The 25,036-nt window shown below is 71.9% G+C and carries 21 protein-coding genes; 12 read left to right on the forward strand and 9 right to left on the reverse strand.

Annotated elements, in window-relative coordinates; translation table 11 throughout:
• Positions 1–30: 30 nt before the first annotated feature.
• Both ACNKF0_RS21580 and ACNKF0_RS21585 read right to left on the reverse strand, forming a co-directional pair.
• Positions 31–3,075, reverse strand: coding sequence for an amidase family protein (locus ACNKF0_RS21580; RefSeq protein ID WP_416954811.1), 3,045 nt, complete (start codon positions 3,073–3,075; stop codon positions 31–33).
• Positions 3,076–3,403: 328 nt separating this feature from the next.
• Positions 3,404–4,984 (reverse strand): FAD-binding oxidoreductase, encoded by a 1,581-nt coding sequence (locus ACNKF0_RS21585; protein ID WP_416954812.1) that lies wholly within the window; start codon positions 4,982–4,984, stop codon positions 3,404–3,406.
• A gap of 17 nt (positions 4,985–5,001) precedes the next feature.
• Here ACNKF0_RS21585 and ACNKF0_RS21590 point away from each other — a divergent pair, with 17 nt between their 5' ends.
• The 4 genes from ACNKF0_RS21590 to ACNKF0_RS21605 are packed head-to-tail and all read left to right on the forward strand — an operon-like array spanning position 5,002 to position 9,997.
• On the forward strand, positions 5,002–5,616 hold the full coding sequence (locus tag ACNKF0_RS21590; RefSeq protein ID WP_416954813.1) for a TetR/AcrR family transcriptional regulator: 615 nt from the start codon (positions 5,002–5,004) through the stop codon (positions 5,614–5,616).
• The gene (locus tag ACNKF0_RS21595) at positions 5,616–7,154 is read left to right on the forward strand and encodes a glycerol-3-phosphate dehydrogenase/oxidase (protein WP_416954814.1); all 1,539 of its coding nucleotides are present in this window, start codon (positions 5,616–5,618) and stop codon (positions 7,152–7,154) included. The genes ACNKF0_RS21590 and ACNKF0_RS21595 overlap by 1 nt, the downstream gene beginning before the upstream one ends.
• 48 nt (positions 7,155–7,202) lie before the next feature.
• Positions 7,203–8,612 carry a hypothetical protein gene (locus ACNKF0_RS21600; RefSeq protein ID WP_416954815.1) on the forward strand — a complete coding sequence of 470 codons (1,410 nt, stop codon included), beginning with the start codon at positions 7,203–7,205 and terminating at the stop codon, positions 8,610–8,612.
• The gene (locus ACNKF0_RS21605; RefSeq protein ID WP_416954816.1) at positions 8,612–9,997 is read left to right on the forward strand and encodes a hypothetical protein; all 1,386 of its coding nucleotides are present in this window, start codon (positions 8,612–8,614) and stop codon (positions 9,995–9,997) included. The genes ACNKF0_RS21600 and ACNKF0_RS21605 overlap by 1 nt, the downstream gene beginning before the upstream one ends.
• A 215-nt stretch (positions 9,998–10,212) precedes the next feature.
• Here ACNKF0_RS21605 and glmS read toward each other — a convergent pair whose 3' ends face one another.
• Positions 10,213–12,036 (reverse strand): glutamine--fructose-6-phosphate transaminase (isomerizing), encoded by a 1,824-nt coding sequence (gene glmS, locus ACNKF0_RS21610; protein ID WP_416954817.1) that lies wholly within the window; start codon positions 12,034–12,036, stop codon positions 10,213–10,215.
• A 24-nt stretch (positions 12,037–12,060) separates the two neighbouring features.
• Positions 12,061–12,321, reverse strand: a complete 261-nt coding sequence (locus ACNKF0_RS21615) for a hypothetical protein (RefSeq protein WP_299926764.1) — start codon at positions 12,319–12,321, stop codon at positions 12,061–12,063.
• A 248-nt stretch (positions 12,322–12,569) separates the two neighbouring features.
• Between ACNKF0_RS21615 and ACNKF0_RS21620 the strand changes: the two genes are divergently transcribed.
• Together ACNKF0_RS21620 and ACNKF0_RS21625 are read left to right on the forward strand one after the other, a co-directional pair.
• Positions 12,570–12,695: a hypothetical protein gene (locus tag ACNKF0_RS21620; RefSeq protein WP_299926766.1), complete on the forward strand. Its 126-nt coding sequence runs from the start codon at positions 12,570–12,572 to the stop codon at positions 12,693–12,695.
• Between the two features lie 148 nt (positions 12,696–12,843).
• On the forward strand, positions 12,844–13,413 hold the full coding sequence (locus tag ACNKF0_RS21625; protein ID WP_416954819.1) for a YceI family protein: 570 nt from the start codon (positions 12,844–12,846) through the stop codon (positions 13,411–13,413).
• A gap of 131 nt (positions 13,414–13,544) precedes the next feature.
• On the opposite strand, the gene ACNKF0_RS21630 is transcribed toward ACNKF0_RS21625, so the two are convergent.
• A complete protein-coding gene (locus tag ACNKF0_RS21630; protein WP_416954820.1) occupies positions 13,545–15,287 on the reverse strand; it encodes a DEAD/DEAH box helicase in 1,743 nt (580 codons plus the stop codon).
• A 93-nt stretch (positions 15,288–15,380) separates the two neighbouring features.
• Between ACNKF0_RS21630 and ACNKF0_RS21635 the strand changes: the two genes are divergently transcribed.
• The 6 genes from ACNKF0_RS21635 (at position 15,381) to ACNKF0_RS21660 (ending at position 21,313) form a co-directional block, all read left to right on the forward strand.
• The gene (locus ACNKF0_RS21635) at positions 15,381–16,298 is read left to right on the forward strand and encodes a GNAT family N-acetyltransferase (RefSeq protein WP_416954821.1); all 918 of its coding nucleotides are present in this window, start codon (positions 15,381–15,383) and stop codon (positions 16,296–16,298) included.
• A gap of 195 nt (positions 16,299–16,493) precedes the next feature.
• Positions 16,494–17,330 carry a response regulator transcription factor gene (locus ACNKF0_RS21640; RefSeq protein WP_416954822.1) on the forward strand — a complete coding sequence of 279 codons (837 nt, stop codon included), beginning with the start codon at positions 16,494–16,496 and terminating at the stop codon, positions 17,328–17,330.
• Positions 17,331–17,510: 180 nt separating this feature from the next.
• Complete coding sequence (locus ACNKF0_RS21645) at positions 17,511–18,266, forward strand: response regulator transcription factor (RefSeq protein ID WP_416954823.1); 756 nt, start codon at positions 17,511–17,513, stop codon at positions 18,264–18,266.
• Positions 18,267–18,395: 129 nt separating this feature from the next.
• Positions 18,396–19,046, forward strand: a complete 651-nt coding sequence (locus ACNKF0_RS21650; RefSeq protein ID WP_172257108.1) for a response regulator transcription factor — start codon at positions 18,396–18,398, stop codon at positions 19,044–19,046.
• A gap of 60 nt (positions 19,047–19,106) precedes the next feature.
• The gene (locus ACNKF0_RS21655) at positions 19,107–20,615 is read left to right on the forward strand and encodes an SDR family NAD(P)-dependent oxidoreductase (RefSeq protein WP_416954824.1); all 1,509 of its coding nucleotides are present in this window, start codon (positions 19,107–19,109) and stop codon (positions 20,613–20,615) included.
• 62 nt (positions 20,616–20,677) lie between these two features.
• Complete coding sequence (locus ACNKF0_RS21660) at positions 20,678–21,313, forward strand: hypothetical protein (RefSeq protein WP_416954825.1); 636 nt, start codon at positions 20,678–20,680, stop codon at positions 21,311–21,313.
• Between the two features lie 46 nt (positions 21,314–21,359).
• On the opposite strand, the gene ACNKF0_RS21665 is transcribed toward ACNKF0_RS21660, so the two are convergent.
• The 4 genes from ACNKF0_RS21665 to ACNKF0_RS21680 all read right to left on the reverse strand — a co-directional run bounded on the left by ACNKF0_RS21665 (position 21,360) and on the right by ACNKF0_RS21680 (position 24,982).
• Entirely contained in the window at positions 21,360–21,956 is a 597-nt protein-coding gene (locus ACNKF0_RS21665) for a hypothetical protein (RefSeq protein WP_416954826.1), read from the reverse strand.
• Positions 21,957–21,959: 3 nt separating this feature from the next.
• Positions 21,960–22,382, reverse strand: coding sequence for a VOC family protein (locus tag ACNKF0_RS21670; RefSeq protein WP_416954827.1), 423 nt, complete (start codon positions 22,380–22,382; stop codon positions 21,960–21,962).
• Between the two features lie 141 nt (positions 22,383–22,523).
• On the reverse strand, positions 22,524–22,868 hold the full coding sequence (locus ACNKF0_RS21675; RefSeq protein ID WP_299926801.1) for a PRC-barrel domain-containing protein: 345 nt from the start codon (positions 22,866–22,868) through the stop codon (positions 22,524–22,526).
• Between the two features lie 44 nt (positions 22,869–22,912).
• Positions 22,913–24,982, reverse strand: a complete 2,070-nt coding sequence (locus ACNKF0_RS21680) for a catalase (protein ID WP_416954828.1) — start codon at positions 24,980–24,982, stop codon at positions 22,913–22,915.
• Between the last annotated feature and the right edge of the window lie 54 nt (positions 24,983–25,036).

Here is a 25,036-nt window from a genome sequence, read left to right on the forward strand (position 1 = left end):
GGCGCCCTGCTCAACCAGCGGCTGTGCGAGCTACCGCTTCTTCTTGCCCTTCTTCCTGACGACTTTCAACTTCAGGGTCCGGCTGCTGGCTGCGGCGTACTCCTCAGTCGCGACAACGTGGACCCGGATGCGGTGCTTGCCGACCTTGAGCTTCGGCAGCGTGAGCGTCTTCCTCCCGGTCACCGAGCGGGTGCGGATCACCTTGCGGCCGTCGTACACCAGGACCGTCGAGGTGGCGGTGGAGCCGATCGCGACCCGGACCCTGGCCTTAACGCCCTCCTTGACCTTCGCCTTGACGAGCCTGGCGGTGACGCTCGGCGCGGCCCGCGTCACCTTGACCGTCGCGGTGGCGACGCTCGCGGCGACCGTCGGGGAGCCGCCGTAGGTCGCCGTCACCAGGTGGGTGCCGACGGGCGTGGTGGCCGGGAGAGTGAGGGTGGCGACGCCACCCGCGAGAGCCCCGGAGACGCTCGCCCCTGCGACCTCCACCGAGACGGTGCCGGCGACCGCGGCGTCCGCCGCGACGGTCACGGTCGCGGTGGTCGGGGTGCCGTACGTCGTCGCGGTGGCGCCGAGGCTCACCGAGGTCGTCGACGCGGCAGGCCCGCTCCAGGCCAGGGCGGGGGCGAACTCGGTCTGCACAGCGGCCCTGGCCTGCTGCTCGACGGCGAAGGCGTAGCCCAGCACCGCGGCGTCGTCCCAGGCCCGGCCGACGATCTGCACGTTGTTGGACTGGCCCTCGTCGTTGGAACCGATCGGCAGGATGGCTGTCGGCAGGCCGGGGCCCTGGGTGATGACGCCCGAGGCGCGATCGGAGCTCATGATCGCCGAGGCCGCGTCGTTGTTGCCGATGCTGGTGAGGAAGCCGGGGTAGATCACCGCGTCGACCGACGGACCGAACGCGGTGTCCATCCAGGACGCGGCGTTGACCTTGTAGGCGTCCCGACGGGCCAGCAGGTTGGCGACGCTCGCGTCGTCCATCGGGTTGTAGTTGTAGTTGCCGGAGACGTTGTAGGGCAGGTTGGCGGGGTTCTCCAGCAGCTGCTCGGCGGTCATCGGGAAGGTCGCCGGGCGCTCCTCCGCGATGTAGCGCTCCCAGCCCTCCGAGCCGGCGCTGCCCGAGGTCGGGAAGCTCGCGGCAGGCGGGTTGGTGGGCGCGATCGCGGCCCCCGCGGGCAGGGCGACGAGCGTGCCGCCCGCCGCCTCGATGGCTGCCCGGGCGTCGGCCAGCGCGACCGCACCAGCGCTGTCGTCGACGATCGCGTTGGAGGCGAAGGCGGTCGGCACGTAGCCGATGACCCTGCCCTCGAGGGCGTCGGCCTTGAGCGACGACTTCCACTCCGCCGGGCGCAGGCTGTTGTCGACGCGGCTGGTGAGCAGGTCGTCGGGGTTGTTGCCGGTCGTGCGGCTCGACGTGGCGTCCAGAAGTGACGCGACGTCGGTGACCGACTTGGCCATCGGGCCGGCGTAGTCCGTCGCCCAGGTCAGCGGCATGACGCCGTTGGTGCTGGCAAGGCCGTCGGTGCCGCGGAAGGTCGTCAGGCTGGCGCCGGTCGACGGGGCGTAGAGCGAGACGCCGGTCTGCGTGCCCATCGCCGCGGCCGCGAGGTCCGCGGCGACCGCGGTGGCCGAGCCGCCGCTGGAGCCGAACGACGTCTTGGACGGGTAGAGCGCGTTCCAGACCTGCTTGAAGCCGCTCTCGCTGAAGGAGCCGGAGTTGGCGAACTCCGAGAGCACGGTCTTGCCGATGATGACCGCGCCGGCCTCGCGGAGCTTGGCGACCTGCCAGGCGTCCTTCTTCGGCTCCCAGTCCTTCAGTGCGAGCGTGCCGCCGGAGGTGGGCATGTCCCGGGTGTCGTAGATGTCCTTGAGCGCGATCGGGATGCCCAGCAGGTCTCCGGTGCGACCCGCCCTGCGGGCCTCGTCGGCGGCCATCGCCTGGGCGACGGCGTCCTTCGCGACGGTGATGAACGAGTGGAAGCCGAGGGCACCGTCGTCGTAGGCCTCGATCCGGTCCAGGTAGGCCTTGGTGACCTGCATCGAGGTGACCTTGCCCGCGACCATGTCCGCCTGGAGCTCGGCGATGGTCTTGCCCGTGACGTCGTAGGCGACGTCGGTGGTGTGCTCGACCTCGGCGTCGGCGGCCGGCAGCTTCAGCGGCTCGGCGCCGGTGCAGGCAGCGGCGTACGACGAGAGGTCGACGTTCTGCAGGGTGCAGATCTCGTCGATCGTGAGCGCCGAGAGATCGGGCGTCGTCGCCAGCGCCTGGGTGTCCGTCACGATCTGGGAGGTGTCGCCGAGGGCTCCCACGACGACGTGCTGCAGCAGCGACTCGGTGGCGCCGGGCTCGACGGTGAGGGTGCGGATGAAGCCCAGGTCGTTCGCGCGGCTGCCGGTCGGCACGTAGGCGGTCTCGAACGGGTTGGACTGCTGGTCGCCCAGCGAGTCGACCCCGGTGCCGACGACGACGCCGGTCGGGCGGGTGTTGCCCGGGGTGGTCGCGGCGATCCACGTGTCGGCCGGGTCGACGGCCGCGTCGCCGCTTCCCGAGGCGCTGATCGTGGCCTTGTTGGGACTCGTCGTCGCCGTCAGGCCGGAACCCAGCGAACCGCCGAAGGACACCTCGAGGGTCACCGGCTCGGTCGAGGCGTTGGTGAAGGTGTCGAAGAAGCTCGTGGTGCTGCTCGCGCTGGCCACCTGGACCTTGCGCGTCATGAGCACGTCGCCGAGGCGGACGGACTTCGTCGAGGCGTACGAGCCGGGGCTGACCGCTGTCAGCCCGAAACCGCGCATCATCTGGTCGTTCATCCGCGGCTCCGCGCCGGCGGGTGCGTCGACGTGGACGAAGAGGTTGCCGAAGCCCTCCAGCCGGGACCCGCTGACGTTGCGGATCGAGCCGGTGTCGAGGCCGGGCCGACGGGCGTCGTTGATGTTGATCGTCGCGCCGTTGTCGGTGGCGACGCTGGTCAGCGCCTGGGTGGCGGGTGTGACGGCGAGGGCGCCGACGGCGACCGACGCGGCCGCCGGCAGGGCGACCAGACGGGCGGCGCGGCGCCCGGGGGTGACAGAGGGCATGGAGGATCGAGGGCCTTTCGAACGAGGGTGGGTGAACGCCCTGCATTCCTATGAGCCGCGCATGTCCGTCGAGGGCGGGCCTCATTTCGCGCATGTAACGTTTCAGACCCGGTCCGCGTCGCCTGCGTCGATATCTGAGGACACCGTGGTCGGTGAACGCCAGCTCTGACGACCACCACGTCCTCAGATATCGGTAGGGCCATCGCGACCGCCTGACCGCCCCGCCCCCGCCCAGCCCCGGTATCTAGGGACGAACCGGTAGGTCGATCGGCCCGCAGGCCTACCGGATCGTCCCTAGATACCCCGATGGCGGAGCCGACGAGTCGGGTCAGGGGATGAGGACCCCCGGGTTGAGGACCCCCACCGGGTCGAGCTCGGCCTTGACGGCGCGCAGCACCCGCACGCCGACGTCACCGATCTCCTGGGCGAACCACGGCTTGTGGTCGGTGCCGATGGCGTGGTGGTGGGTGATCGTGGCGCCCGCGGCGAGGATGGCGTCGCTGGCTGCAGCCTTCGCTGCCTGCCACTGGGCGAGGGGGTCCTCGGCCTCCCGGGCGGCGACGGTGAAGTAGAGCGAGCACCCGGTCTCGTAGACGTGCGATACGTGGCACAGCACCAGCGACCCGTCGCCGAGTGCGGCGGTGAGCGCAGCGCGTACGTCGGCGTGCAACCGCTCGCGGTTCGACCAGAAGGTCGCGGTCTCGAGGGTCTCGACGAGCACGCCGTGGTCGAGGAGCGCGTCGCGGAGGTAGGGCCCGTCGAAGCGACCGTGCGCCCACTTCTCCCCCGGCTCGGTGCCGAGCGGGGTGCCGCCGAGGTCGGCGAGGACCGCGGCGACGGCCGCTCGGCGCGCCTCGACGAAGGACTCGGTGCCCTCGTAGCCGGTGACCATCAGGCAGCCGGGGTCCTCGGCGCCGCCGATGGAGGAGGGGTCGGCGAGGTTGATCGCCGTCTCGGACTCGTCCGAGAGCCGCAGCACGGTCGGCAGCAGCCCGGCCTGGGCGAGGGTGCGCATCGCGTCGGAGCCGGCGTCGAATGACGGCCACCGCCAGCCCTCGTACGACGTCACGGCGGGCGCGCGTCGCACGCGCAGCGTGACGGAGGTGATGACGCCGAAGGCGCCCTCCGAGCCCAGCAGCAGCTGACGCAGGTCGGGCCCGGCGGCGTTGGCCGGCGACGACCCGAGGGTCAGTGACCCGGTCGGCGTCGCCGCGGTGAGACCGACGACCATCGCGTCGAACCGGCCGTAGCCCGCACTCGACTGCCCGCTCGAGCGGGTGGCCGCGAAGCCGCCGATCGAGGCATGCCGGAAGGACTGCGGGTAGTGCCCCAGTGTCAGGCCGTGCTCGGCGAGCAGCGCCTCGGCCTCGGGGCCGCGCAGGCCCGGCTCGAGGGTCGCGGTCATCGACACCTCGTCGACGGCGAGCAGCCGCTTCATCCGCACCAGGTCGAGGCTGACCACGCCGACGAAGCCCTCGCGGCGCGCGGCCAGCCCGCCGGTCACGCAGGTGCCACCGCCGAACGGCACGACCGCCACCCGGTTCTCGACCGCCCAGGCCAGGACGGCCTCCACCTCGCCGTGCCCGTCGGGCCGGACGACGGCGTCGGGTGCGTCGTCGAGGTCGCCGGCGCGGGCGCGCAGCAGGTCGGGGGTGGACTTGCCCCTCGTGCGCAGGGTCCGCGTGGCGTCGTCGGTGAGCACGTGCTCGGCGCCGACGACCGCCCGGAGGCCGTCGAGAAGCGCGTCGTCCAGGGCACATGCCGGCGGCGTCGCGCCCTCGACCGGCGGACGGTCCTGCAGCCCGAAGGCCAGCTCGACGAGCCCGAGCGCGGAGTCGGGCAGGACGGTGGCGGCCGCGGGGTCGCCCCAGCGCTGCGGGTGCATCTCGACGGTCGGCTCTGGAGGCATGCGTTACAGTGTGACAGATGTCGTCACTTCGTCACACCCAGCAGCAGAAGGGCCGGTCGGCCGGGGACCCGCGACTCGACGGCTACCTCGACGCCGCCCGCGACTGCATCCTCGACGTCGGCTGGCGGCGTACGACGCTCACCGAGGTCGCGAAGCGGACCGGCGTCTCCCGGATGACGATCTACCGCGCGTGGCCCGACATGGGGTCGCTGCTCGGCGACCTGATGACCCGCGAGTGGGTCGGCATCGCCGCCGCGACCCGCGTCGCCGCAGCCGACACGACGACCCCCGACGGCATCGCCGCCGCCGCGCTGTCGACGGTCCGGGCGCTGCGCGACAACGAGCTCTTCGTCCGGATCGTCGAGCTCGACCCCGACCTGATGCTGCCCTACCTGCTCCACCGCCGCGGCCGTTCACAGGAGGCGCTGGTCGAGATCCTCGCCGCCGAGATCGAGTCCGGCCAGGCCGCCGGCGCGATCCGTCCCGGCGACCCGGTCCTCATCGCCCGGTCGCTGACGCTGGCCGGGCACGGCTTCGTCTTCTCGGCGCTCACGATGACCGACGCGCACGTCGAGCTGGCCGACCTCGACGCGGAGTACGCCCGCCTGATCACCCGGACGCTGGAGCCCTGATGGAGCGCCGGATCACCCCCGGCCTGGCGGGCGTCCCCGCCGAGGTCGACGTGGTGGTCGTCGGCCTCGGCATCACCGGCGCGGGGGTCGCCCTCGACGCCGCCACCCGCGGCCTGACGGTGCTTGCCGTCGACGCCCGCGACCTGGCCTTCGGCACGTCGCGCTGGTCGTCCAAGCTCGTCCACGGCGGCCTGCGCTACCTCGCCCAGGGCCAGCTCGCCATCGCCCACGAGAGCGCCGTCGAGCGCGGCATCCTGATGGGCACCACGGCCCCGCACCTCGTCCACCCCCTGCCCATGCTGACCCCGCTCAACGACGCGATGCCCCGCAGCCGGACCGCCTTCACCTGGGGCGGGCTGCAGGCCGGCGACGTCCTCCGCCGCAGCGCGCACACCACCACGCGGACGCTCCCCCGCCCCCGCCGGCTCAACGCCACCGAGGCGCTCGGCCTCGCGCCCGCGCTGCGCGCCGACACGCTCCGGGGCGGGCTGCTCGCCTGGGACGGGCAGCTCGAGGACGACGCCCGTCTCGTCGTCACGGTGGCGCGCACCGCGGCGTCGTACGGCGCCCACGTGCGCACGCGGGCCCGCGTGACCGCCGCGACCGGCACCGCCGTCACGGTGCGCGACGAGCTCACCGGGGCGTCGTACGACGTCCGCGCGCGAGCGGTCGTCAACGCGACCGGCGTCTGGGCCGGCGACCTCGACGCGCAGGTGCGACTGCGGCCGAGCCGCGGCACCCACCTCGTCCTGCGCGGGTCGGCGCTGCCGCACACCCGGGTCGCGGTGATGGTGCCGATCCCCGGCACGAGCGCGCGCTTCGCGATGGTCCTGCCCCAGCCAGACGGCACGATCTACGTCGGCCTCACCGACGAGCCGGTCAGCGGACCCGTGCCCGACGTGCCGCAGCCGAGCGACGGCGAGATCGACTTCCTGCTCGGCGTGGTGGCCTCCGCGTTCACCGCCCCGCCGACGCGGGCTGACGTCGTCGGCGCCTTCGCCGGCCTGCGGCCGCTGCTCGAGGTCGCGGGCGCCGACGCGACCTCCGACCTGTCGCGCCGGCACGCCATCCTCACCTCGGCCACGGGCGTCACGACGGTCGTGGGCGGCAAGCTCACCACCTACCGCCGGATGGCGCAGGACACCCTCGACACGCTGGCAGGCAGGCTCCCCCACGCCGGCCCCTGCCGCACCGCGTCCCTCCCCCTGCTCGGCGCGGCACCCCCGGACGAGCTGCGTCGCTCGACCGCGCCCGCCCGGCTCGTACGACGCTTCGGCACCGACGCCGACCTCGTGCTCGCCACCGCCCGCGAGGCCACGGGGCTGGGCGACGACGAGCTGCTCGCCCCGGTGTCCGAGGACGTCCTGGTGACGCTGGCCGAGCTGGTCTTCGCCGTCACCCACGAGGGCGCGCACGACGTCGGCGACCTGCTGGACCGGCGTACGCGGGTGGGGCTGATCGCCGAGGACCGTGCGGCTGCCGAACCCCTGGCCCGGCGGGCGCTGGCGGTCGCGTCGCAACCATCCGCGCAGGGGTAGCGTCTCCCTGTCGTGCGCAACGGTGCGCCGACCTGATCGGGGGATCCCATGCTTCGTCGTCTCGGGGGCTGCGCGGTTGCGCTCGCCCTGCTCCTGCCTGCCCAGGCGGTCACCGCGCAGGCCGCGCCCGCTGCGGACCAGCGCGCGGCCGCCACCACCAAGACGCGGCAGGTGAAGCTGGGCCACAAGCCTGTGCGCGCCACGACCGCGCACAAGGTGCGGCTGACCTTCAAGGGCCGCAAGGGCCAGCTGCTCAACCTCGCCCGCGTCGACGCCACCGAGCAGTGCGGCGGCCGCGTCCTGCGCCGCGGCGGGAAGGTCGTGAAGCCGTGGGCGCAGGGCTACTGGCGCCTGCCCCGCACCGGCGCGTACACCGCAATCAACAAGCCCTGCCGCAACCAGGACAAGACCAAGATCCGCCTCCAGGTCCGCAAGGTGGTTCGCGAGGACCGCCTGCTCGACGGCGCCTCTGTCGCCGTGGGCCGCAGCACGCGGGTGACCCACCTGGTGCCGTTCCGCGTCGGTGTCGACGAGCGCGTCTCGCTCGGCGGTGGCGGCCGGCTGGCCCTCATCCGCCCCGACCGGTCGACCACGCGCGACGTGGCGCCCGGCGAGCCCGGGTTCGCCGTGCCGGACGCCTCCGGTGCCTCCGGGGTCGACGCGGCCAGTCGCAGCGGTCGCTACTTCGTCGAGGTGGAGCCAGGGACCCGGGTGTCGCTCGCCGCGACGACCGTGCGCACCGTTGGCGTCGACGGCCCGGCGACGGTGGTCCCCGCCGGTCGCTACGCGCGCCTGTCCTTCACCGGCACTGCAGGTCAGTGGGTCTACGCGGAGATCACCTCGGCGACGACCGGCCAGCCCGCCTATCAGCACCGCCTGTACAACGTCGCGCCGGCCGGGCAGTCCGGGCCCGCCGAGTACTTCCTCCCCGCCGTGCCGGTCGAATGCCCCGGATCTCCGGGCAGCTGCCTGGTGACCCAGCTCCCAGCCGCCGGCAGCTACGTCGTCTCGCTGCCGATCACCCCGGGTGACACCACCGACGTGTCGGTCCGAGTTCGCAGCGCCGCGCGAGCCCTGCCCGCCACCGTCGACGGCCCCGCGGTGACCTACACCGTGCCCACGCCCGGCCAGTGGGTCGTCGGCGAGCTCCCCGAGCTGCCGCGCCAGGAATCGGGCGGCTCGGGTGCCACCGTCACCCTGAGCAACGCCACCGGCCCGCTCGGCGACTGGCGGGCCAGGACCGTGAGCGGCTACGGCCCGTGCAACCCCTCGGTCGACATGGTCAGGTGCTTCGGCATCCACGAGCCGCCCAACGCCTTCACGATGAGCCCGACGACGCTCACGTCGCCGGCACCGTGGGACGCCTTTGCGAACGCGTCCGTCGCGATCCTCGCCGTTCCTCCGGGCGCCACCGGCAGTCTCGACCTGAGCGTCACCAGGTCGGCCGAGCAGCAGTGATGGGGGATCCCCTGCTTCGTCGTCTCGGGGGCTGCGCGGTTGCGCTCGCCCTGCTCCTGCCTGCCCAGGCGGTCACCGCGCAGGCCGCGCCCGCTACGGACCAGCGCGCGGCCGCCACCACCAAGACGCGGGAGGTGAAGCTGGGCCACAAGCCCGTGCGCGCCACGACCACGCGCAAGGTGCGGCTGACCTTCACCGGCCGCAAGGGCCAACTGGTCAACCTCGCCCGCGTCGACGCCACCGAGCAGTGCGGCGGCCGCGTCCTGCGCAGCCGCGGCAAGGTCGTGAAGCCGTGGACCCAGGGCTACTGGCGCCTGCCCCGCACCGGGACGTACGCCGCGATCAACAAGCCGTGCCGCAACCAGGAGAAGGCCAGGGTCCGGCTCCAGGTCCGCCGCGTCGTCAAGCACGACGCGGCGGTTCCCGGGGTGCGCAGCACCATCGGCTCTCGCAAGAGCGTCACCCACCTCGTGCCCGTACGGGTCGCGCCCCGTCAGCGCGTCGGGGTCACGCCCGGTGCGGCCGCCACGCTGGTCGGGCCCGAACGCCGTACCTCGACGGTCACCACCGCCGGTGTCGAGCTGCGAGCGGTCGGACGCCACTGGGTCGTGCTGCCGCCCGGTGGCTGGGTCGACACCACCCTCGCCATTGAGCACGCCGCCCAGGTCGACGGCGCCGCCATCGCCATGCCGAGGGCGGGCACCGGCAGCACGACCCACGAGGTCGCGTTCGACGGCAACGCCGGGCAGTGGATCTACGCCGAGCTCCTCGACGCAGCAGGCAACCTCGCGAACGACACCAGTCGACAGGTGCGCATCGTGAAGCCGGACGGCAAGGAGCTGCTCGACGCCGTGGTCGCCGGCTGCAACTCCATGAACGTCAACTCGGGGTGCACGATGCGCGGCGCCTGGGTGCTGCCGAGCACCGGCCGCTACACGATGACCGTCTCCGCCGACCATCCCGAGACCGAGCAGCCGGTGACGCTCCGCATCCGGGCTGCCGTGGTGGCCCCCGACCTGACCCTCGACGGAGCTCCCGTGACCTACACCGCTACCTCACCGGGACAGTGGGTGATCGGCCGCTACCAGTGGACTCCGACCTACGACAGCAGCGGTCGCGCGCTCCCGACCCGCCCGAACCTCGCGGTCACCGGCGCCACGCCGACGCTGGGGTCGTGGGAGATGACCGCGGTGCCACACCTCCCGTGGGCCTACGACTGCGGGTGGGACAAGGCCTGTGACGCCAGCGGCGTCACGATGACCCCCTCCACCCTCAGCCGGGTCGTGCCGGCGTCGTACTGGACCGGCCCGTCCCAGCCCTGGGCGCTCCTCGCCGTTCCTCCCGGCGCAGTCGGCAGCCTCGACCTCACCCTCACCTCACCCTGAACCACCCGACCCACCCTGGGCCGGCGTCCGGGCAGCACCTGGAGAAGGCTCATCAGGGCACGTGACGCAGCCGACAGCAAAATCCGTCGGCACTTCCATCGATCCACGGACAAGTCGTGGAGCGGGTGGGAAGGTTCTCCACGGCGCGCCCCTTGCCGACCCCATGCGGCAAGGGGCGCCCAGTCCATTTCAGGCCTGGGTAGCGGGTTTCCGGCTCACTCGACGGTGACCGACTTGGCCAGGTTGCGCGGCTTGTCGATGTCGTGACCGAGGTGCTGGGCCGCGTGGTAGGCCAGCAGCTGGAGCGGGACGTTGAGCAGGATCGGGTCGAGCTCGGGCTCGTTGCGGGGTACGACGATCCGGCGGGCGCTGACCTCCCCGAGGTCGACGTCCTCGTGGGTGATGACCACGAGCGGCCCCTTGCGCGCCTCGATCTCGTGGAGCGCGCCGACGTTGCGCTCGGCCAGCTCGTCGTGGGGCACGATCGCGACGGTCGGCACCTCGGGGTCGATGAGCGCCAGCGGGCCGTGCTTGAGCTCGGAGGTCTGGTAGGCCTCGGCGTGGCGGTAGCTGATCTCCTTGAACTTCTGCGCGCCCTCACGGGCCACCGGGAAGCCGCGCACCCGGCCGATGAAGAAGAGGCTGCGCGCCTCCGCGAGGCCCTTGGCCACCTCGACCAGGTCGGGCTCGCCGGCGAGGACCTCCTCGATCTGCCCGGGCAGCTTCTCCAGCCCGGCGACCAGGCGCTTGCCGTCGGCGATGGACAGGTCGCGCACCCGGCCCAGCTGCAGCGCGAGCAGGGCGAAGGCGAGGAACATGTTGGTGAGCGCCTTGGTGCTGGCGACGGCGACCTCCGGTCCGGCGTGCAGGTAGATCCCGCCGTCGCACTCGCGGGCGATCGCCGACCCGACGACGTTGACCAGGCCGACGCAGCGCCCGCCCTTGCGGCGTACCTCCTGCACGGCCAGCAGGGTGTCGATGGTCTCGCCGGACTGGCTGACGGCGACGTAGAGGGTGTCGGGCTCGATGACCGGGTCGCGGTAGCGGAACTCACTCGCCGCCTCGGCGTCGGCCGGGATGCGGGCCAGCTCCTCGATCAGCGCGGCCCCCATCTGGCCGACGTAGTAGGCGGAACCGCAGCCGAGGATCTTCACGCGGCGCACGGCCCGCAGCTCGCGGGCGTCCATGTCGAGACCGCCGAGGTGGGCGGTGCCGAAGCGCTCGTCGAGCCGGCCGCGCAGCACGGCCTGGGCGGTCGCGGGCTGCTCGAGGATCTCCTTGCGCATGAACGACTCGTGCTCGCCCGCCTCGTACGACGCCGCGTCGACGTCGAGCTGCGCGGCGGTCTTGCCGGTCGCGACGAGGTCGCGGTGGCGCATCGTGCTGAAGCCGGCTGCGGTCACGGTGGCCAGCTCGCCGTCGTCGAGGACCGCCACGGTCGTGGTGTGCCGCACGATCGCGGCGAGGTCGGAGGCGACGTACATCTCCTTGTCGCCGACGCCCACCAGCAGCGGGCTGCCGTTGCGGGCGGCGACGATGCGGTCGGGGAAGTCGGCGTGGAGCACGGCGAGCCCGTAGGTCCCGACCACCGCGCCGAGGGCGTCGCGGACCTTGCCCTCGAGCGTGTCGGCGTCGCTGCGGGCGACGAGGTGGGCGAGCACCTCGGTGTCGGTGTCGCTGGCCAGCTCGATGCCGGCGTCGGTCAGCTCGGCACGCAGCGCGGCGGAGTTGTCGATGATCCCGTTGTGGACGACCGCGACCCGGCCCGCCTCGTCGGTGTGGGGGTGCGCGTTGGCGTCGGTGGCCGGCCCGTGGGTGGCCCAGCGGGTGTGGCCGATGCCCGTGGCGCCGGCGAATCGCTTGGGCAGCGCGCCGCCGAGGTCACGCACCCGACCGGCCTGCTTGGCCACCCGGATGCCGCGGTTGCCGAGGACGGCGACGCCCGCGGAGTCGTAGCCGCGGTGCTCGAGCCGGGTCAGCCCCTCGAGGACGACCGGGGCCGCCTCCTGACGGCCGATGTAGCCGACGATTCCACACATGTTGGTCGTTTCCTGTCCGTAGATCTATCCGTAGACGATGCGTCGCAGCTGGCGCTCGGAGAGCTCCGGGGCGGCCACGACACGCTGGGCGAGCTCCTCGGCGATGCGCGCGAAGATCTCGGGGTTCTTGGCGCCGTACGTCTTGAGGCTCGCGTGGCGGGCCCGGACGTAGTCCTCCACCGGCTGGGCGTGGAAGGCGATCACGTCCTCGACCACCCGGGCGGCCTCGCCCGGCGTCAACGACGTGGTGGCGACGACGTGGGCGACGAGAGCGGGGTCCGGCACCCCAGGATGATGGATGGTCGACCGGCCGAACGGCAACTTCCTGCCCGAAATCGGGCAAGGATCGCCATTCCCGAGTCTGTCTGGCTCGGTCAGGCGCGTCCCACGCGTCCCAAGTGGGGCGTCAGGCGGCACTCCGGGCGCCTTGGCGCCCTCCCGGTGGGGGAAACGCGCGCCTTCTCAGCGAAAAGGTGGTGCGCAGGTGGGGACGTGCTAGCCTAGGTGAACACGAGGTGAACAGGAGGTGTCACATGAGCAAGCAGTCGATGACCGGCGCGCCGGTGTGCACCTGGGTCGCCGTCACGGATGCGTCGGGTCGCACCCGCATGGAGGCGCGCTGGACGACCGCCACCACGGTCGTCACCCGAGCCGCCTGACCCAGGTCACCAGCACGAGCCACGCCCCACCGGGGCGTGGCTCGTCGGCATTTCGGGGCTCGACGCGCCGACGGGGAATGAAGTCGGCCATGCGTCCGTTATGGTGATTGAAAGTTCTACCAAAGCCCACCAGCACCTAGGAGATCCCATGACCACCGGTTTCGACGCCCCCACCACCGCCATCGACGACATCACTGGCGACTACACCATCGACACCAGCCACAGCCGCCTCGGCTTCGTGGCCCGCCACGCCATGGTCACCAAGGTCCGCGGCCAGTTCGGCGCCTTCGAGGGCACCGCCCGCATCGACGAGGCGAACCCCTCGGCGTCCAAGGTCGACCTCACCATCCAGGTCGCGTCGGTCGACACCGGCAGCGCCGACCGCGACGGCCACCTCAAGTCCGGCGACTTCTTCGACGTCGAGACCTACCCCACGATGACCTTCACCTCCACCGACGTGAAGCGCGACGGCTCCGACTGGGCCGTCACCGGCGACCTGACGATCAAGGACGTGACCAAGCCCGTCACGATCGAGTTCGAGCAGACCGGCTCGGCCCGCGACCCCTTCGGCAACCTCCGCGTCGGCTTCGAGGGCGAGACCACCATCAACCGCAAGGACTGGGGCCTCACCTGGAACGCCGCCCTCGAGACCGGCGGCGTCCTCGTCTCCGAGAAGATCAAGCTCGAGTTCGACGTCTCGGCGATCCGCAACGCCTGATCCACCGGGCACTTCGTGCCCGTCACGGACGCCCACCGGGCACTTCCTGCCTGTTTTACGCGCCAGCGCCCCCTTCCTCGTACGAGGGAGGGGGCGTTGTCACGTCTTGGGAACGGGCAGGAACCGCCCGGTCAGCGGGGGTTCTTGCCCTGGTAACCGCTGCCCTTGCGCCCACCCTGGCCGCCGTGCCCGCCGCCGGGACGGCCGCGGAAGGGGCCCTTGTCGGGCTTGATCTCGATGAGCTTGCCGGAGATCCGGGTGCCGGACAGCCGGTCGAGCGTGCCGGGGGGCAGCTCGGCGGGGAGCTCGACGACGGAGAAGTCCGGCTTGATCGAGATGTAGCCGAAGTCGCCGCGCGACAGCCCGCCCTCGTTGGCCAGGGCGCCGACGATCTGGCGCGGCTCGACCTTGTGCCGCTTGCCGACCTCGATGCGGTACGCCGCCATCGGCGCGCCGCTGCGCGACTCGCGCGGTGCCCGGTCGGCCTTGCCGCCGTGGCTCGAGCGCTCCTCGAAGGAGCGCGAGCGCGGCTCGGGCTCGGGGTCGAGCAGAAGCGGCTGCTCGCCGTGCATCACCGCGGCGAGGGCAGCGGCCACGTCGACCTCGGACACGTCGTGCTCGCTGACGTAGTGGGACACGACGTCGCGGAAGAAGTCGATGCGCTCGGGCTGGGTGAGCGCCTGGGTGATCTGGTCGTCGAAGCGGGTCAGGCGGGTGGCGTTGACGTCGTCGACGGTCGGCAGCTGCATCTGGGTCAGCGGCTGGCGGGTGGCCTTCTCGATCGCGCGGAGCAGGTGGCGCTCGCGCGGCGTGACGAAGGCGATCGAGTCGCCGCTGCGGCCCGCGCGACCCGTACGGCCGATGCGGTGGACGTAGGACTCGGTGTCGGTGGGGATGTCGTAGTTGACGACGTGGCTGATCCGCTCGACGTCGAGGCCGCGGGCCGCGACGTCGGTGGCGACGAGGATGTCGAGCTTGCCGGCCTTGAGCTGGTTGACCGTGCGCTCGCGCTGCACCTGGGCGACGTCGCCGTTGATCGCCATCGCGGAGTAGCCGCGGGCCCGCAGCTTCTCGGCGAGCGTCTCGGTCTCGTTCTTGGTGCGGACGAAGACGATCATCCCCTCGAAGTTCTCGACCTCGAGGATGCGCGTGAGCGCGTCGACCTTCTGCGGGTAGGACACGATCAGGTAGCGCTGGGTGATCGTGGAAGACGTGGTCGTCTTGTTCTTGACGGTGATCTCGACCGGGTCCGCGAGGTACTTCTTCGAGATCCGGCGGATCTGCGCCGGCATCGTCGCGGAGAAGAGAGCCACGTGCTTGTCGTCCGGCGTGTCGGCGAGGATCGTCTCGACGTCCTCGGCAAAGCCCATCTTGAGCATCTCGTCGGCCTCGTCGAGGACGAGGAAGCGCAGCTCGCTCAGGTCGAGCGTGCCCTTCTCGAGGTGGTCCATGATGCGGCCGGGCGTGCCGACGACGACGTGCACGCCGCGACGCAGCGCGGAGAGCTGCACGCCGTAGCCCTGGCCGCCGTAGATGGGCAGCACGCGCACGCCCTTCATGTGGGCGGCGTACTTCTCGAAGGCTTCAGACACCTGCAGCGCGAGCTCACGGGTCGGGGCCAGGACGAGGGCCTGCGGCGTCTTCTGCGAGAAGTCGAGCTGCGACAGGATCGGCAGCGCGAAGGCGGCCGTCTTGCCGGTGCCGGTCTGGGCGAGGCCGACGACGTGGCGCCCCTCGAGGAGCGGCGGGATGGTCAGGGCCTGGATCTGCGAGGGAGTCTCGTAGCCGACGTCCGACAACGCCTTGAGGACCTCCGGCGCGAGGCCGAGGTCGGAGAAGGTCTGCTGGGGTGCGTCGGGCTGCTCATCACTCACCCTCCAACGGTAGGGCCTCAGGCGGGAACGCGACATTCCCCGAGCCCGGATACCCGCGCGACAACCCCCCACGTGAGCAAGCACACTCCCCCCATGCGAGATGCGATGCCGGATCTGCCCGAGGGACTCACCACGCGGCCGTTGCAGAAGTCCGACGCCCACGCCGTCTTCGTGCTGATGGCGGCGCAGGAGCTCGAGGACATCGGGCAGGTCGCCATCGAGGAGGCCGACATCGTCAGCGACTGGGCCAAGCCCAGCCACGACCTGGCCGCCCGCTCGGTCGGCGTCCTCGACGGCGACACCCTCGTCGCGTACGCCGAGCTGATGGGCGTCGACCGCGCCGACACCTCCGTGCTGCCCTCCCACCGCGGTCGCGGCATCGGCACCTGGCTGGCCCACTGGCTCGTCGACCTCGGCCGCAGCCTGGGCTCCCCCGTCGTCGGGATGCCCGTGCCGCAGGGCTCGCCGGGCGACCGGCTGCTCGAGCAGCTCGGCTTCCGCGTGCGGTGGACGAGCTGGGTGCTCAAGCTGCCCGAGGGCGCGACCATCCCCGAGCGCGCGCTGCCGGAGGGCTACGTCGTACGCACCGCCGAGCCGGACGAGCTGCCGGCCGCCCACGACGTCCTCGAGGACGCCTTCCTGGAGTGGTCGGTGCGCGAGCGGGAGCCGTTCGAGGACTTCGCCGCCGCGACCTCCGGCCGGCCCGGCTTCGAGCCGTGGAACCTGCGCGTGGCCCTCGACCCCGAGGGGGCCGTGGTCGGCGTCTCGCTGGTCCTGGTCTCCGACGACGGCGCGACGGCGTACGTCGACCGGCTCGCCGTCCGGCGCGACCAGCGCAACCGCGGTATCGCCCAGGCGCTGCTCGTCGACTCCTTCGCCCGGGGCCGCGAGCACGGCACGCGCACCTCCGAGCTCAGCACCGACTCGCGCACGGGAGCGCTGCCGATGTACGAGCGTGTCGGGATGGTCGTCGACCATGTCTGGGTCAACCGCGCGATGGACCTCGGCTGAGTCGAGGAAACCGCATCTCGGCGTGTCGTCCCGCCTCGGATTCCGTCAGATCAGCCCGGTCTAGACAGGCTGTTCGTCCCTCAGACCTGTCCTAGTTCTGTGCCGTTGATGGGATTAACATCGAGCGACACCGTTCGGGCGGTGTCTCGGCGAGGGCGTGGGGCCCTTGCCTTTCGCAAATTGTGGGGGTTTGACGTGCAAGAGCTACATGCATTGGTCGTCGAGGACGATCCGGACATCTCGTCGGCGTTGGTGGAGACCCTCGAGGGGGCGGGTTTCCGCGTCACCTCGGCGCCGGACGGACGCCAGGCGGTGAGCGCCGCAGCAGCCGACCCGCCCGACCTGGTCACGCTCGACCTGACGCTGCCGCACATGGACGGCATCGAGGTGTGCCGGCGCATCCGCGAGACCAGCGACTGCTACATCGTCATCGTGTCGGCGCGGTCCGACGAGGTCGACAAGCTCATCGGCCTCGAGGTCGGGGCGGACGACTTCGTCCTCAAGCCGTTCTCGCCACGCGAGCTGCGCGCACGCGTGGCGGCGCTGTTCCGCCGGCCGCGCACGGCGACGGCGGTCGAGGAGCCGGTCAACGGCCGCGGGCCGCAGGTCCCGAGCCCGTCCCGGCCGGTGGACGACCCGACCACGATCTCCGCGGGAGCGGGGCTGGTCATCAACTCCGCCCGCCGCGAGGTGCAGGTCGACGGCACGATCGTGGACCTGACCCGCATCGAGTACGACGTCCTGGAGTACCTCGCGACGCACCTCTCGCGGGTGTGCACCCGTGAGGAGATGGTGCTCGCGATCTGGAGCAGCGCGCTCACCCACGACCACCACCTCGTGGACGTGCACGTGGCCAACCTGCGCGGCAAGCTGCGCCGTCACTCCGACGCCACCTGGATCCACACGATCCGCGGCATCGGCTACCGGATGGACCGTGAGGGCGAGGACCAGCAGGACCGTCGCGCCGGCGGGGGTCCCTACCTCGTCGCCCGGATCGACTCGGAGGACTGGGCCCGGGGCCTGGACTTCTGACGCGGCTCCAGCGGGACGCGTGACCCCCTCGTAGGGGGGTGCTGCACCCCGTTCGACCACGCTTCCCACCTGCCGCCGCCTACGATCGGCTGCAGGTGGGGAGCGCGACCGTGCCCGCACTGTTTGAACCTGCGTGCGGCAGGGTAGGTGAACGGTCAACCACTGGGGAGCTGACGGATGATGAACGCACGGACAGCCGTGGTCGTCGAGGACGACCACGATGTCGGCGACGCCATCTCCCAGCTGCTCGACCAGGCCGGCTTCGACGTCACCGTCGCGCGTACGGGCGGGGAGGCGCTGACCGTCATCGGTGAGGCGCGTCCCGACCTGGTCACGCTCGACCTCACCCTGCCCGACATCGACGGGGTGGAGGTCTGCCGGCAGATCCGCACCGTGAGCGACTGCTACGTCATCGTCGTCAGCGGCCGCACCGCCGAGGTGGACCGCCTCATCGGGCTCGAGGTCGGCGCCGACGACTACCTGGTCAAGCCGTTCTCGATGCGCGAGCTGCAGGCCCGGGTGGCCGCGCTCTTCCGGCGTCCGCGCAGCAGCGAGCCCGGCCCCGCCACAGCCGTGACGGCAGCCCCGCCCGTGGCGGACCCGGTGCCCGACGCCGACCCGACGAGCATGGACGGCTGCAGCGACCTGACCCTCAACCGCGGTTCGCGCGAGGTGCTGGTGTCGGGGCGCGAGGTCGACCTCACCCGCACCGAGTTCGACCTGCTCGCCCACCTCGTCGGCCACCCCGGCGTCGTGGTGCCCCGCGAGGAGCTGATGCGCGCGGTGTGGGCGAGCGACTTCGTCCCCGACAGCACCCACGTCGTCGACGTCCACCTGGCCAACCTGCGCCGCAAGCTCCGCAGCGCGGCCGGGAGCAACCAGTGGATCCGCACCATCCGGGGCGTCGGCTTCCGCTTCGACCCCTGCTGCCCCTGACCCGGGCCGAGGGCCGGCCTCCGGACGCACCCGCCGCAGGGGTGGGCTCGCCGCCGGCGAGACATCAGGATCCTCTCAAGTCGGTGGAACGACGGGTCCACGAGGCGCAAACAGCAGTACCTTGACCCCATGGTCATTCGAGTCGCGCTGGTCAACGACGACGAGGTCGTCGTCCGCGGCCTCGACGCGATGATGCGCAGCTACGGCCACCGCGTCGAGGTGGTCGAGCTGGTGGCGGGCAAGCCCGTCGCCCAGCCGGTCGACGTCGCCCTCTACGACACCTTCGGGATGGGTCAGGGCAACGGTCCCGCCGTACGCCACCTCGTCGAGAGCCCGCAGGTGCGCTCCGTCGCGGTCTACACGTGGAACTTCCAGCCGTGGCTGACCCGCGACACGCTCAGCCAGGGCGTCCGCGGCTACCTGTCCAAGAGCCTCCCGGCCGCCCGCCTCGTGGACGCCGTCACGGCGATCTCGTCGGGGCAGCTCGTCGTCTCGCCCTCGCGAGGCCGCTCGCCGCTCGTCGGCGGCGACTGGCCCGGCCGCGAGGAGGGCCTCACCGCGCGCGAGGCCGAGGTGCTTTCGCTGATCACGATGGGCCTGAGCAACCAGGAGATCGCCGAGCGCACGCTGCTGTCGCTCAACTCGATCAAGTCCTACATCCGCTCGGCCTACCGCAAGATCGACGTCGACTCGCGCTCGCGGGCCGTGCTGTGGGGCGTCGAGCACGGCATGCGCGCCGACCGGGTGCGCATCAACGGCTCCCCGGCCCGCGAGGCCTGAGCCGGGCACCGGCCCGTCCGCGTTTCCACCGACCCGCGTCGGTCGCCGTACCCTCCTCCGGTGGACCAGCAGCACCAGCCGACGCCCGAGGGCATCGACCCCGACGACCTCGCGACGACGCTCCGGGTGCTCGCCTCGCTCCACCACCTGCCCGGGGACCACCCCGACCACGTGACGGTCAAGCGGGCCGCGTCGCACATGTACAAGTCGATCAAGGCCGAGCGCAAGCTCGCCAAGCGCGCCGCCGAGCTGGCGCACGACCGCGAGATCATCGAGCGGACCGCGACCGGCTCGCCGATGCGCATCGACGACGAGACCGCCGGCATCCCGCTGGTCTCCACGGCGACGGGTGCGTTCGCCGGCGAGCTGATGACGGCGCGCGGGTGCTACATCTGCAAGCAGGACTTCACCCTCGTCGACGCGTTCTACCACTGGCTCTGCCCCTCCTGCGCGGCGATGAGCCACGCCAAGCGCGACCAGCGCACCGACCTCACGGGCAAGCGCGCGCTGCTCACCGGTGGGCGCGCGAAGATCGGGATGTACATCGCGCTGCGCCTGCTCCGCGACGGCGCCCACACCACGATCACGACCCGCTTCCCCAAGGACGCGGTGCGTCGCTTCAGCGCGCTGCCCGACAGCGACAAGTGGATCCACCGGCTCAAGGTCGTCGGCATCGACCTGCGCGACCCCACGCAGGTGATCTCGCTCGCCGACGACGTCGCGGCCGCGGGCCCGCTCGACATCCTCATCAACAACGCGTGCCAGACCGTACGCCGCACGCCGGGCGCCTACGCCCCGCTCGTCGAGGCCGAGTCGTTGCCCCTCCCGACCGACTCGGTGCCGGAGCTGGTGACCTTCGACCACGTCTCCGAGGCCCACCCGGCCGCCATCGCCGGCGCCCTGGCCCCGACGCCCGTCGCCCACCACGAGGGGGAGTCGACCGAGCACGCGGCGGCGGTGCACAACGCGGCGACGCTGACCGCGCTCGCCCTCAAGGCCGGGCACGCCTCGCTCGACGCGCACCTCGCCGGCACCGCCGTCGACGCCGGCGGCCTGCTGCCCGACGTCCAGCTGACCAACTCGTGGACCCAGACCGTCGGCGAGGTCGACCCGCTGGAGCTGCTCGAGGTGCAGCTGTGCAACTCGATCGCGCCGTTCCTGCTGGTCTCGCGGCTGCGCCCGGCCCTCGCGGCCGCCGCGTCGGCCGCGACCTCGGGGCGGGCGTACGTCGTCAACGTGTCGGCGATGGAGGGCCAGTTCTCGCGGCGCTACAAGGGTCCCGGCCACCCGCACACCAACATGGCCAAGGCGGCGCTCAACATGATGACGCGTACGTCGTCGGGTGAGATGTTCGAGACCGACAGCATCCTGATGACCGCCGTCGACACCGGCTGGATCACCGACGAGCGCCCCCACCACGAGAAGCTCCGGATCGCGGCCGAGGGCTGGCACGCCCCGCTCGACCTCGTCGACGGAGCTGCCCGCGTCTACGACCCGATCGTGCTCGGCGAGGCCGGCACCGACCTCTTCGGCTGCTTCGTGAAGGACTACCAGCCCTCCCCCTGGTGAGGCCCGCCCGGTGCCCCCGCCGGCCCGCGCGACTGCGGCGCCGGCCTGATTGACTCGGGGTCATGAGCCTGGAGACCGCCGAAGAGTTCCACGCCCGCGTCGCCGCGGCGACCGACGCCGAGGGCCGGTTGCCGGTGGCGATCGAGGAGATGCCCGGGTGGGACATCTTCCCGTTCGAGCTCGACGGTCTGCGGATCAAGCCGCTGGAGCCCCTTCAGGACGCCGAGCCGCCCCGGGAGGGCGAGGACCCCGCCGACTGCTTCTGCCAGGAGCCGATGCCGCCCGAGCGCGCTGCCCGGGTCGCGTGGCGCAACGAGCGCTGGCTGCTCGTCGCGCTCGACATGAAGCTGCCGGTCTCGCTGATCCTGCGGCCGGTCGAGCACTTCGACATCGCCGACCTGCCGGACGACATGGCTGCCGAGATGGGCGTGCTGATGGTGCGGGTCACGGCCGCGGTCGAGGAGCTGCCGAGCGTCGGTCGCTGCCACATCGGGCGCTACGGCGACGGCGGAGCCCACGCCCACCCGTTCTTCTTCGGCCGGCCGGCCCGCATGGGACAGCTGCGCGGCTCCTGCCTGCTCGACTGGGAGGAGAACCTTCCGCCGGTCCCCGAGGACGTACGCCTCGCCAACGCCGGCCACGTCGGGCGCCGGCTCCTCGAGCGCTGCGGTGGCCAGGGTCCGGCCTGGGAGGCCTGAGCACCCGACCCACAACCCGCTGCACGTGCGGCAGGGCGGCAGCGGTTCAGGCCGTCGCCCGAGCCGCATCCCAGAGCCGGCGGCAGTCACGGACGTCCTGGCCGTAGACCGCGACCAGCGAAGGTGGCAGGCCGGCGGGGTGCGCGGCGAGGAAGTCCTCCAGGGCGGCGTACGCCTCGAGGAAGGCTGCGGTGTCCGGGTCGGAGACGTCGGTGGAGCCGGCCGAGGTGAGCGGGGCGAGCGGGTCGGTCACGGCGCGGGTCCACTCCTCGCGGATCGCCTCGTGCCGTTCGCGGGAGACGGCGAGCAGGCCCGTGAGGGAGGGGTCGCGGGTGGCTCCGTCACGATCCCCGGAGCCGTACGACGCCTCGAGCCGGCCGACGTCCCGGCGGGCTCGTTCCCGGAGCACCCAGAGCCCGGCGAAGCCGAGGGCGTCGACCGCGAGCAGCACCGGCACGGCGAGCGCCGTCACGTCGAGCTGCCAGAAGACCGGGAGGAGGAAGACCGCCTGCAGGACCAGCAGGACGAGCGCGACGCCCGTGACCGGGTAGTCGGCCCGGACCCGGAGCCGGTCGGCACGCACCGTGCCGGCGTGCACGCGGACGGGTGAGGGGTCGGCCCGCCACGGGACGAGGTCGGTCACGCGTCAGGACGCGGCGTCGCCGGCGATGTTGACCAGCCAGCTGATGCCGTAGCGGTCCTTGAAGGACCCGAAGACGTCGCCCCACGGCTGCCGGTCGAGCGGCGTCGTGACGGCCTGGGCGTCCTCGCTGAGGGCGTCGAACCAGCGCCGCATCTTCTCGGCGTCGTCGCCGGCGATGCTGACCGAGACGTTGTCGCCGTAGGTGACCTGGACGAGCTCGGGCGGCGCGTCGGCGCCCATCAGGACCAGCCCGTCGGGCGTCTCCAGCTGGCCGTGCATCACCTGCTCGGCGAGGGGTCCCTCGGTGCCCATGTCGCCGAAGGTCATGAAGGTCGGCTCGCCCCCGAGCACCGAGGCGTAGAACTGCAGCGCCTCGCGGGCCTGGCCGTCGGCGAAGTTGAGGTAGGGGTTGAGCATGACGGGCATCGCTGGTCTCCTCCCGGCGGGCATCCACGTGGTCCCCAACCTAGTGACGCGGCGCAGCACGGGAAAGGCCCCGGGGACGGGGCGGGACGCACGACGCCCCGGACGAGCGTGTCGTCCGGGGCGTCAGCGCGGGGTTCAGCGTCAGTGGCTGGAGTACGGCGTGTAGTAGTCCGTGTGACGGCTGCGGGAGTCGTCGCCCCAGTCGTCCTTGTCGTAGTCGGGCGCGGACTTGATCTCGTCCTTGCTCAGGTTGACGATCACGGTCTTCCCGTCGTGGTCGACGCCGCTGACGGCACCGGCCGGGATGAGACGCTTCTTGCCGAAGATCCAGAAGCCGGTGTCGACGACGAGCCACTGGCCGGTGGCCTCGGTGCTGGCCTCGTCGATCTTGCCGATGGACCCGTCGGTCGCCTCGACGTCGTAGCCGACGAGATCCTTGTCCTGGCTCCACGTGGTGTCGCGGTAGCTCCACACGGTGTCACTCATGGTTCCTCCCAAGGGGTTGGTGGTTGGTACGCCGGCCGCGTCCGTCAGTCCTGCACCGGCCGCTCCCAGTGGCGCAGCGCCGCGCACTGCTCGAGGAAGCCGGCCACCGACGCCGCCGTGTGCTCGGGGCACCCGTCGTCCGGGGTCACCCCGGCCGCGTCGAGCAGCGCCTGGGCGTCGGCGGACCAGCCGATGAACTTCTGGTGGGCGAACGCGTCGTCGACGAAGTCGCGGGCCGTCTTGCGCGCCGCGAGGTCCTCCGCACCGTCCGCGGACGGCACGACGGCCACCGCGTCGAAGAGCACCGATGGGGCACCCACGACCGCGTGGTCGGGGACCAGCTTGCGCCCGCCCTTGAGCTTGATCGGCCCGGCGGCAGGGGCGACGTACTCCACGAGGGCGCCGGCCCCGGTGAAGGCGTCCTCGATCGCCTTGACCAGCGCGCCGTCGGACCCGGCGGTCACCAGCACGCCGAGCTTGCGCCCGGCGAAGGAGTCCGGTCCGTTGCGCAGGATGCTGAGCGCGTCGGACGTCGGCAGGTCGGTGCGCGTGGGCAGCGCCGCCTCGCTGGCCTCGGGCAGCGGCATGCCGAGCTCGTCGGCGACCCCCTGCGCGAGGTCCTCGTGGACGTTGCGGAGGTTGCCGAGCATCCGGCTGCGGATGGCCGGCTCCTCGCACTTGCCGAGCTCGAAGCCGTACGCCGCGACGATGTGCTGCTGCTCGACGTCGGTCTGGCTGATCCAGAACTGGCGCGCCTGGCTGTAGTGGTCGGCGAAGGTCTCCGAGCGGACCCGGCGCACCTCACCGCCCACCTCGCGCGGCACGCTCGTGTAGCCGTGGTCGACGTCGGCGCGCGGCCCGCGGTCGGTGCCGCCGAGCGAGTTGGGCTCGTAGTTGGCCCGACCCTCCTGCCGCGACATCTGCATGTGGCCGTCGCGCTGGAAGTGCGCGACCGGGCAGCGCGGCGCGTTGACCGGGATCTGGGTGAAGTTGGTGCTGCCGAGCCGCTTGAGCTGGGTGTCGAGGTAGGAGAAGTTGCGCCCCTGCAGCAGCGGGTCGTCGCTGAAGTCGATGCCGGGCACGACGTTCTGCGTGCAGAAGGCGACCTGCTCGGTCTCGGCGAAGACGTTGCTCACGACCCGGTCGAGGGTGAGGCGCGCGATCACGCGCACCGGCACCTGCTCCTCGGGGATGAGCTTGGTCGCGTCGAGGACGTCGAACTCGAACTCCTCGGCGAACGCCTCGTCGAAGACCTGCACGCCGAGGTCCCACTGCGGGAAGTCGCCGGCCTCGATGGCGGCGTAGAGGTCGCGGCGGTGGAAGTCGGGGTCGGCGCCGTTGATCTTGACCGCCTCGTTCCACACGACCGACTGCATGCCCTGGCGCGGCTTCCAGTGGAACTTCACGAAGGTCGACTCGCCGTCGGCGTTGACGAAGCGGAAGGTGTGGACGCCGAAGCCCTCCATGAAGCGGAAGGACCGCGGGATCGCCCGGTCCGACATCTGCCACAGGGTCATGTGGGTCGACTCGGGCATCAGGGAGATGAAGTCCCAGAAGGTGTCGTGCGCGCTCTGCGCCTGCGGCCAGCCGCGGTCCTGCTCCTCCTTGACCGCGTGGACGAGGTCGGGGAACTTCATCGCGTCCTGGATGAAGAAGACCGGGATGTTGTTGCCAACGAGGTCCCAGTTGCCCTCCTCGGTGTAGAGCTTCACCGCGAAGCCGCGCACGTCGCGCGCGAGGTCGAAGGACCCCAGGTTGCCGGCGACGGTCGAGAAGCGGACGAAGGCCTCGGTGCGCTTGCCCTTGCGCGCGAACGGCGCCGCCCGGGTGAGGTCGGTGACCGGGTCGACGCACTCGAGGTAGCCGTGGGCGCCGTAGCCCCGCGCGTGCACGACGCGCTCGGGGATCCGCTCGTGGTCGAAGTGGAAGATCTTCTCCCGCATCGCGAAGTCCTCGAGCAGGGTCGGGCCCCGCTCACCGGCTCGCAGCGAGTTTTGGTCGTCGCTCATGGGCACGCCCTGGGCGGTGGTCATCACCTGGCCCTTGGCCGGCGCCTGGTGGAGCTCGCCGCCCTCGCCGGTGGTGTCCTTCGAGCTGGTCGTCCTGCGCGCCATGGCCTGTCCTTCCGAGGGTCGTTGCGATCCCCTCGACGCTAGGCGCGACGCGCC

Source organism: Nocardioides sp. T5 (assembly GCF_048161455.1).
Lineage (GTDB): Bacteria > Actinomycetota > Actinomycetes > Propionibacteriales > Nocardioidaceae > Nocardioides.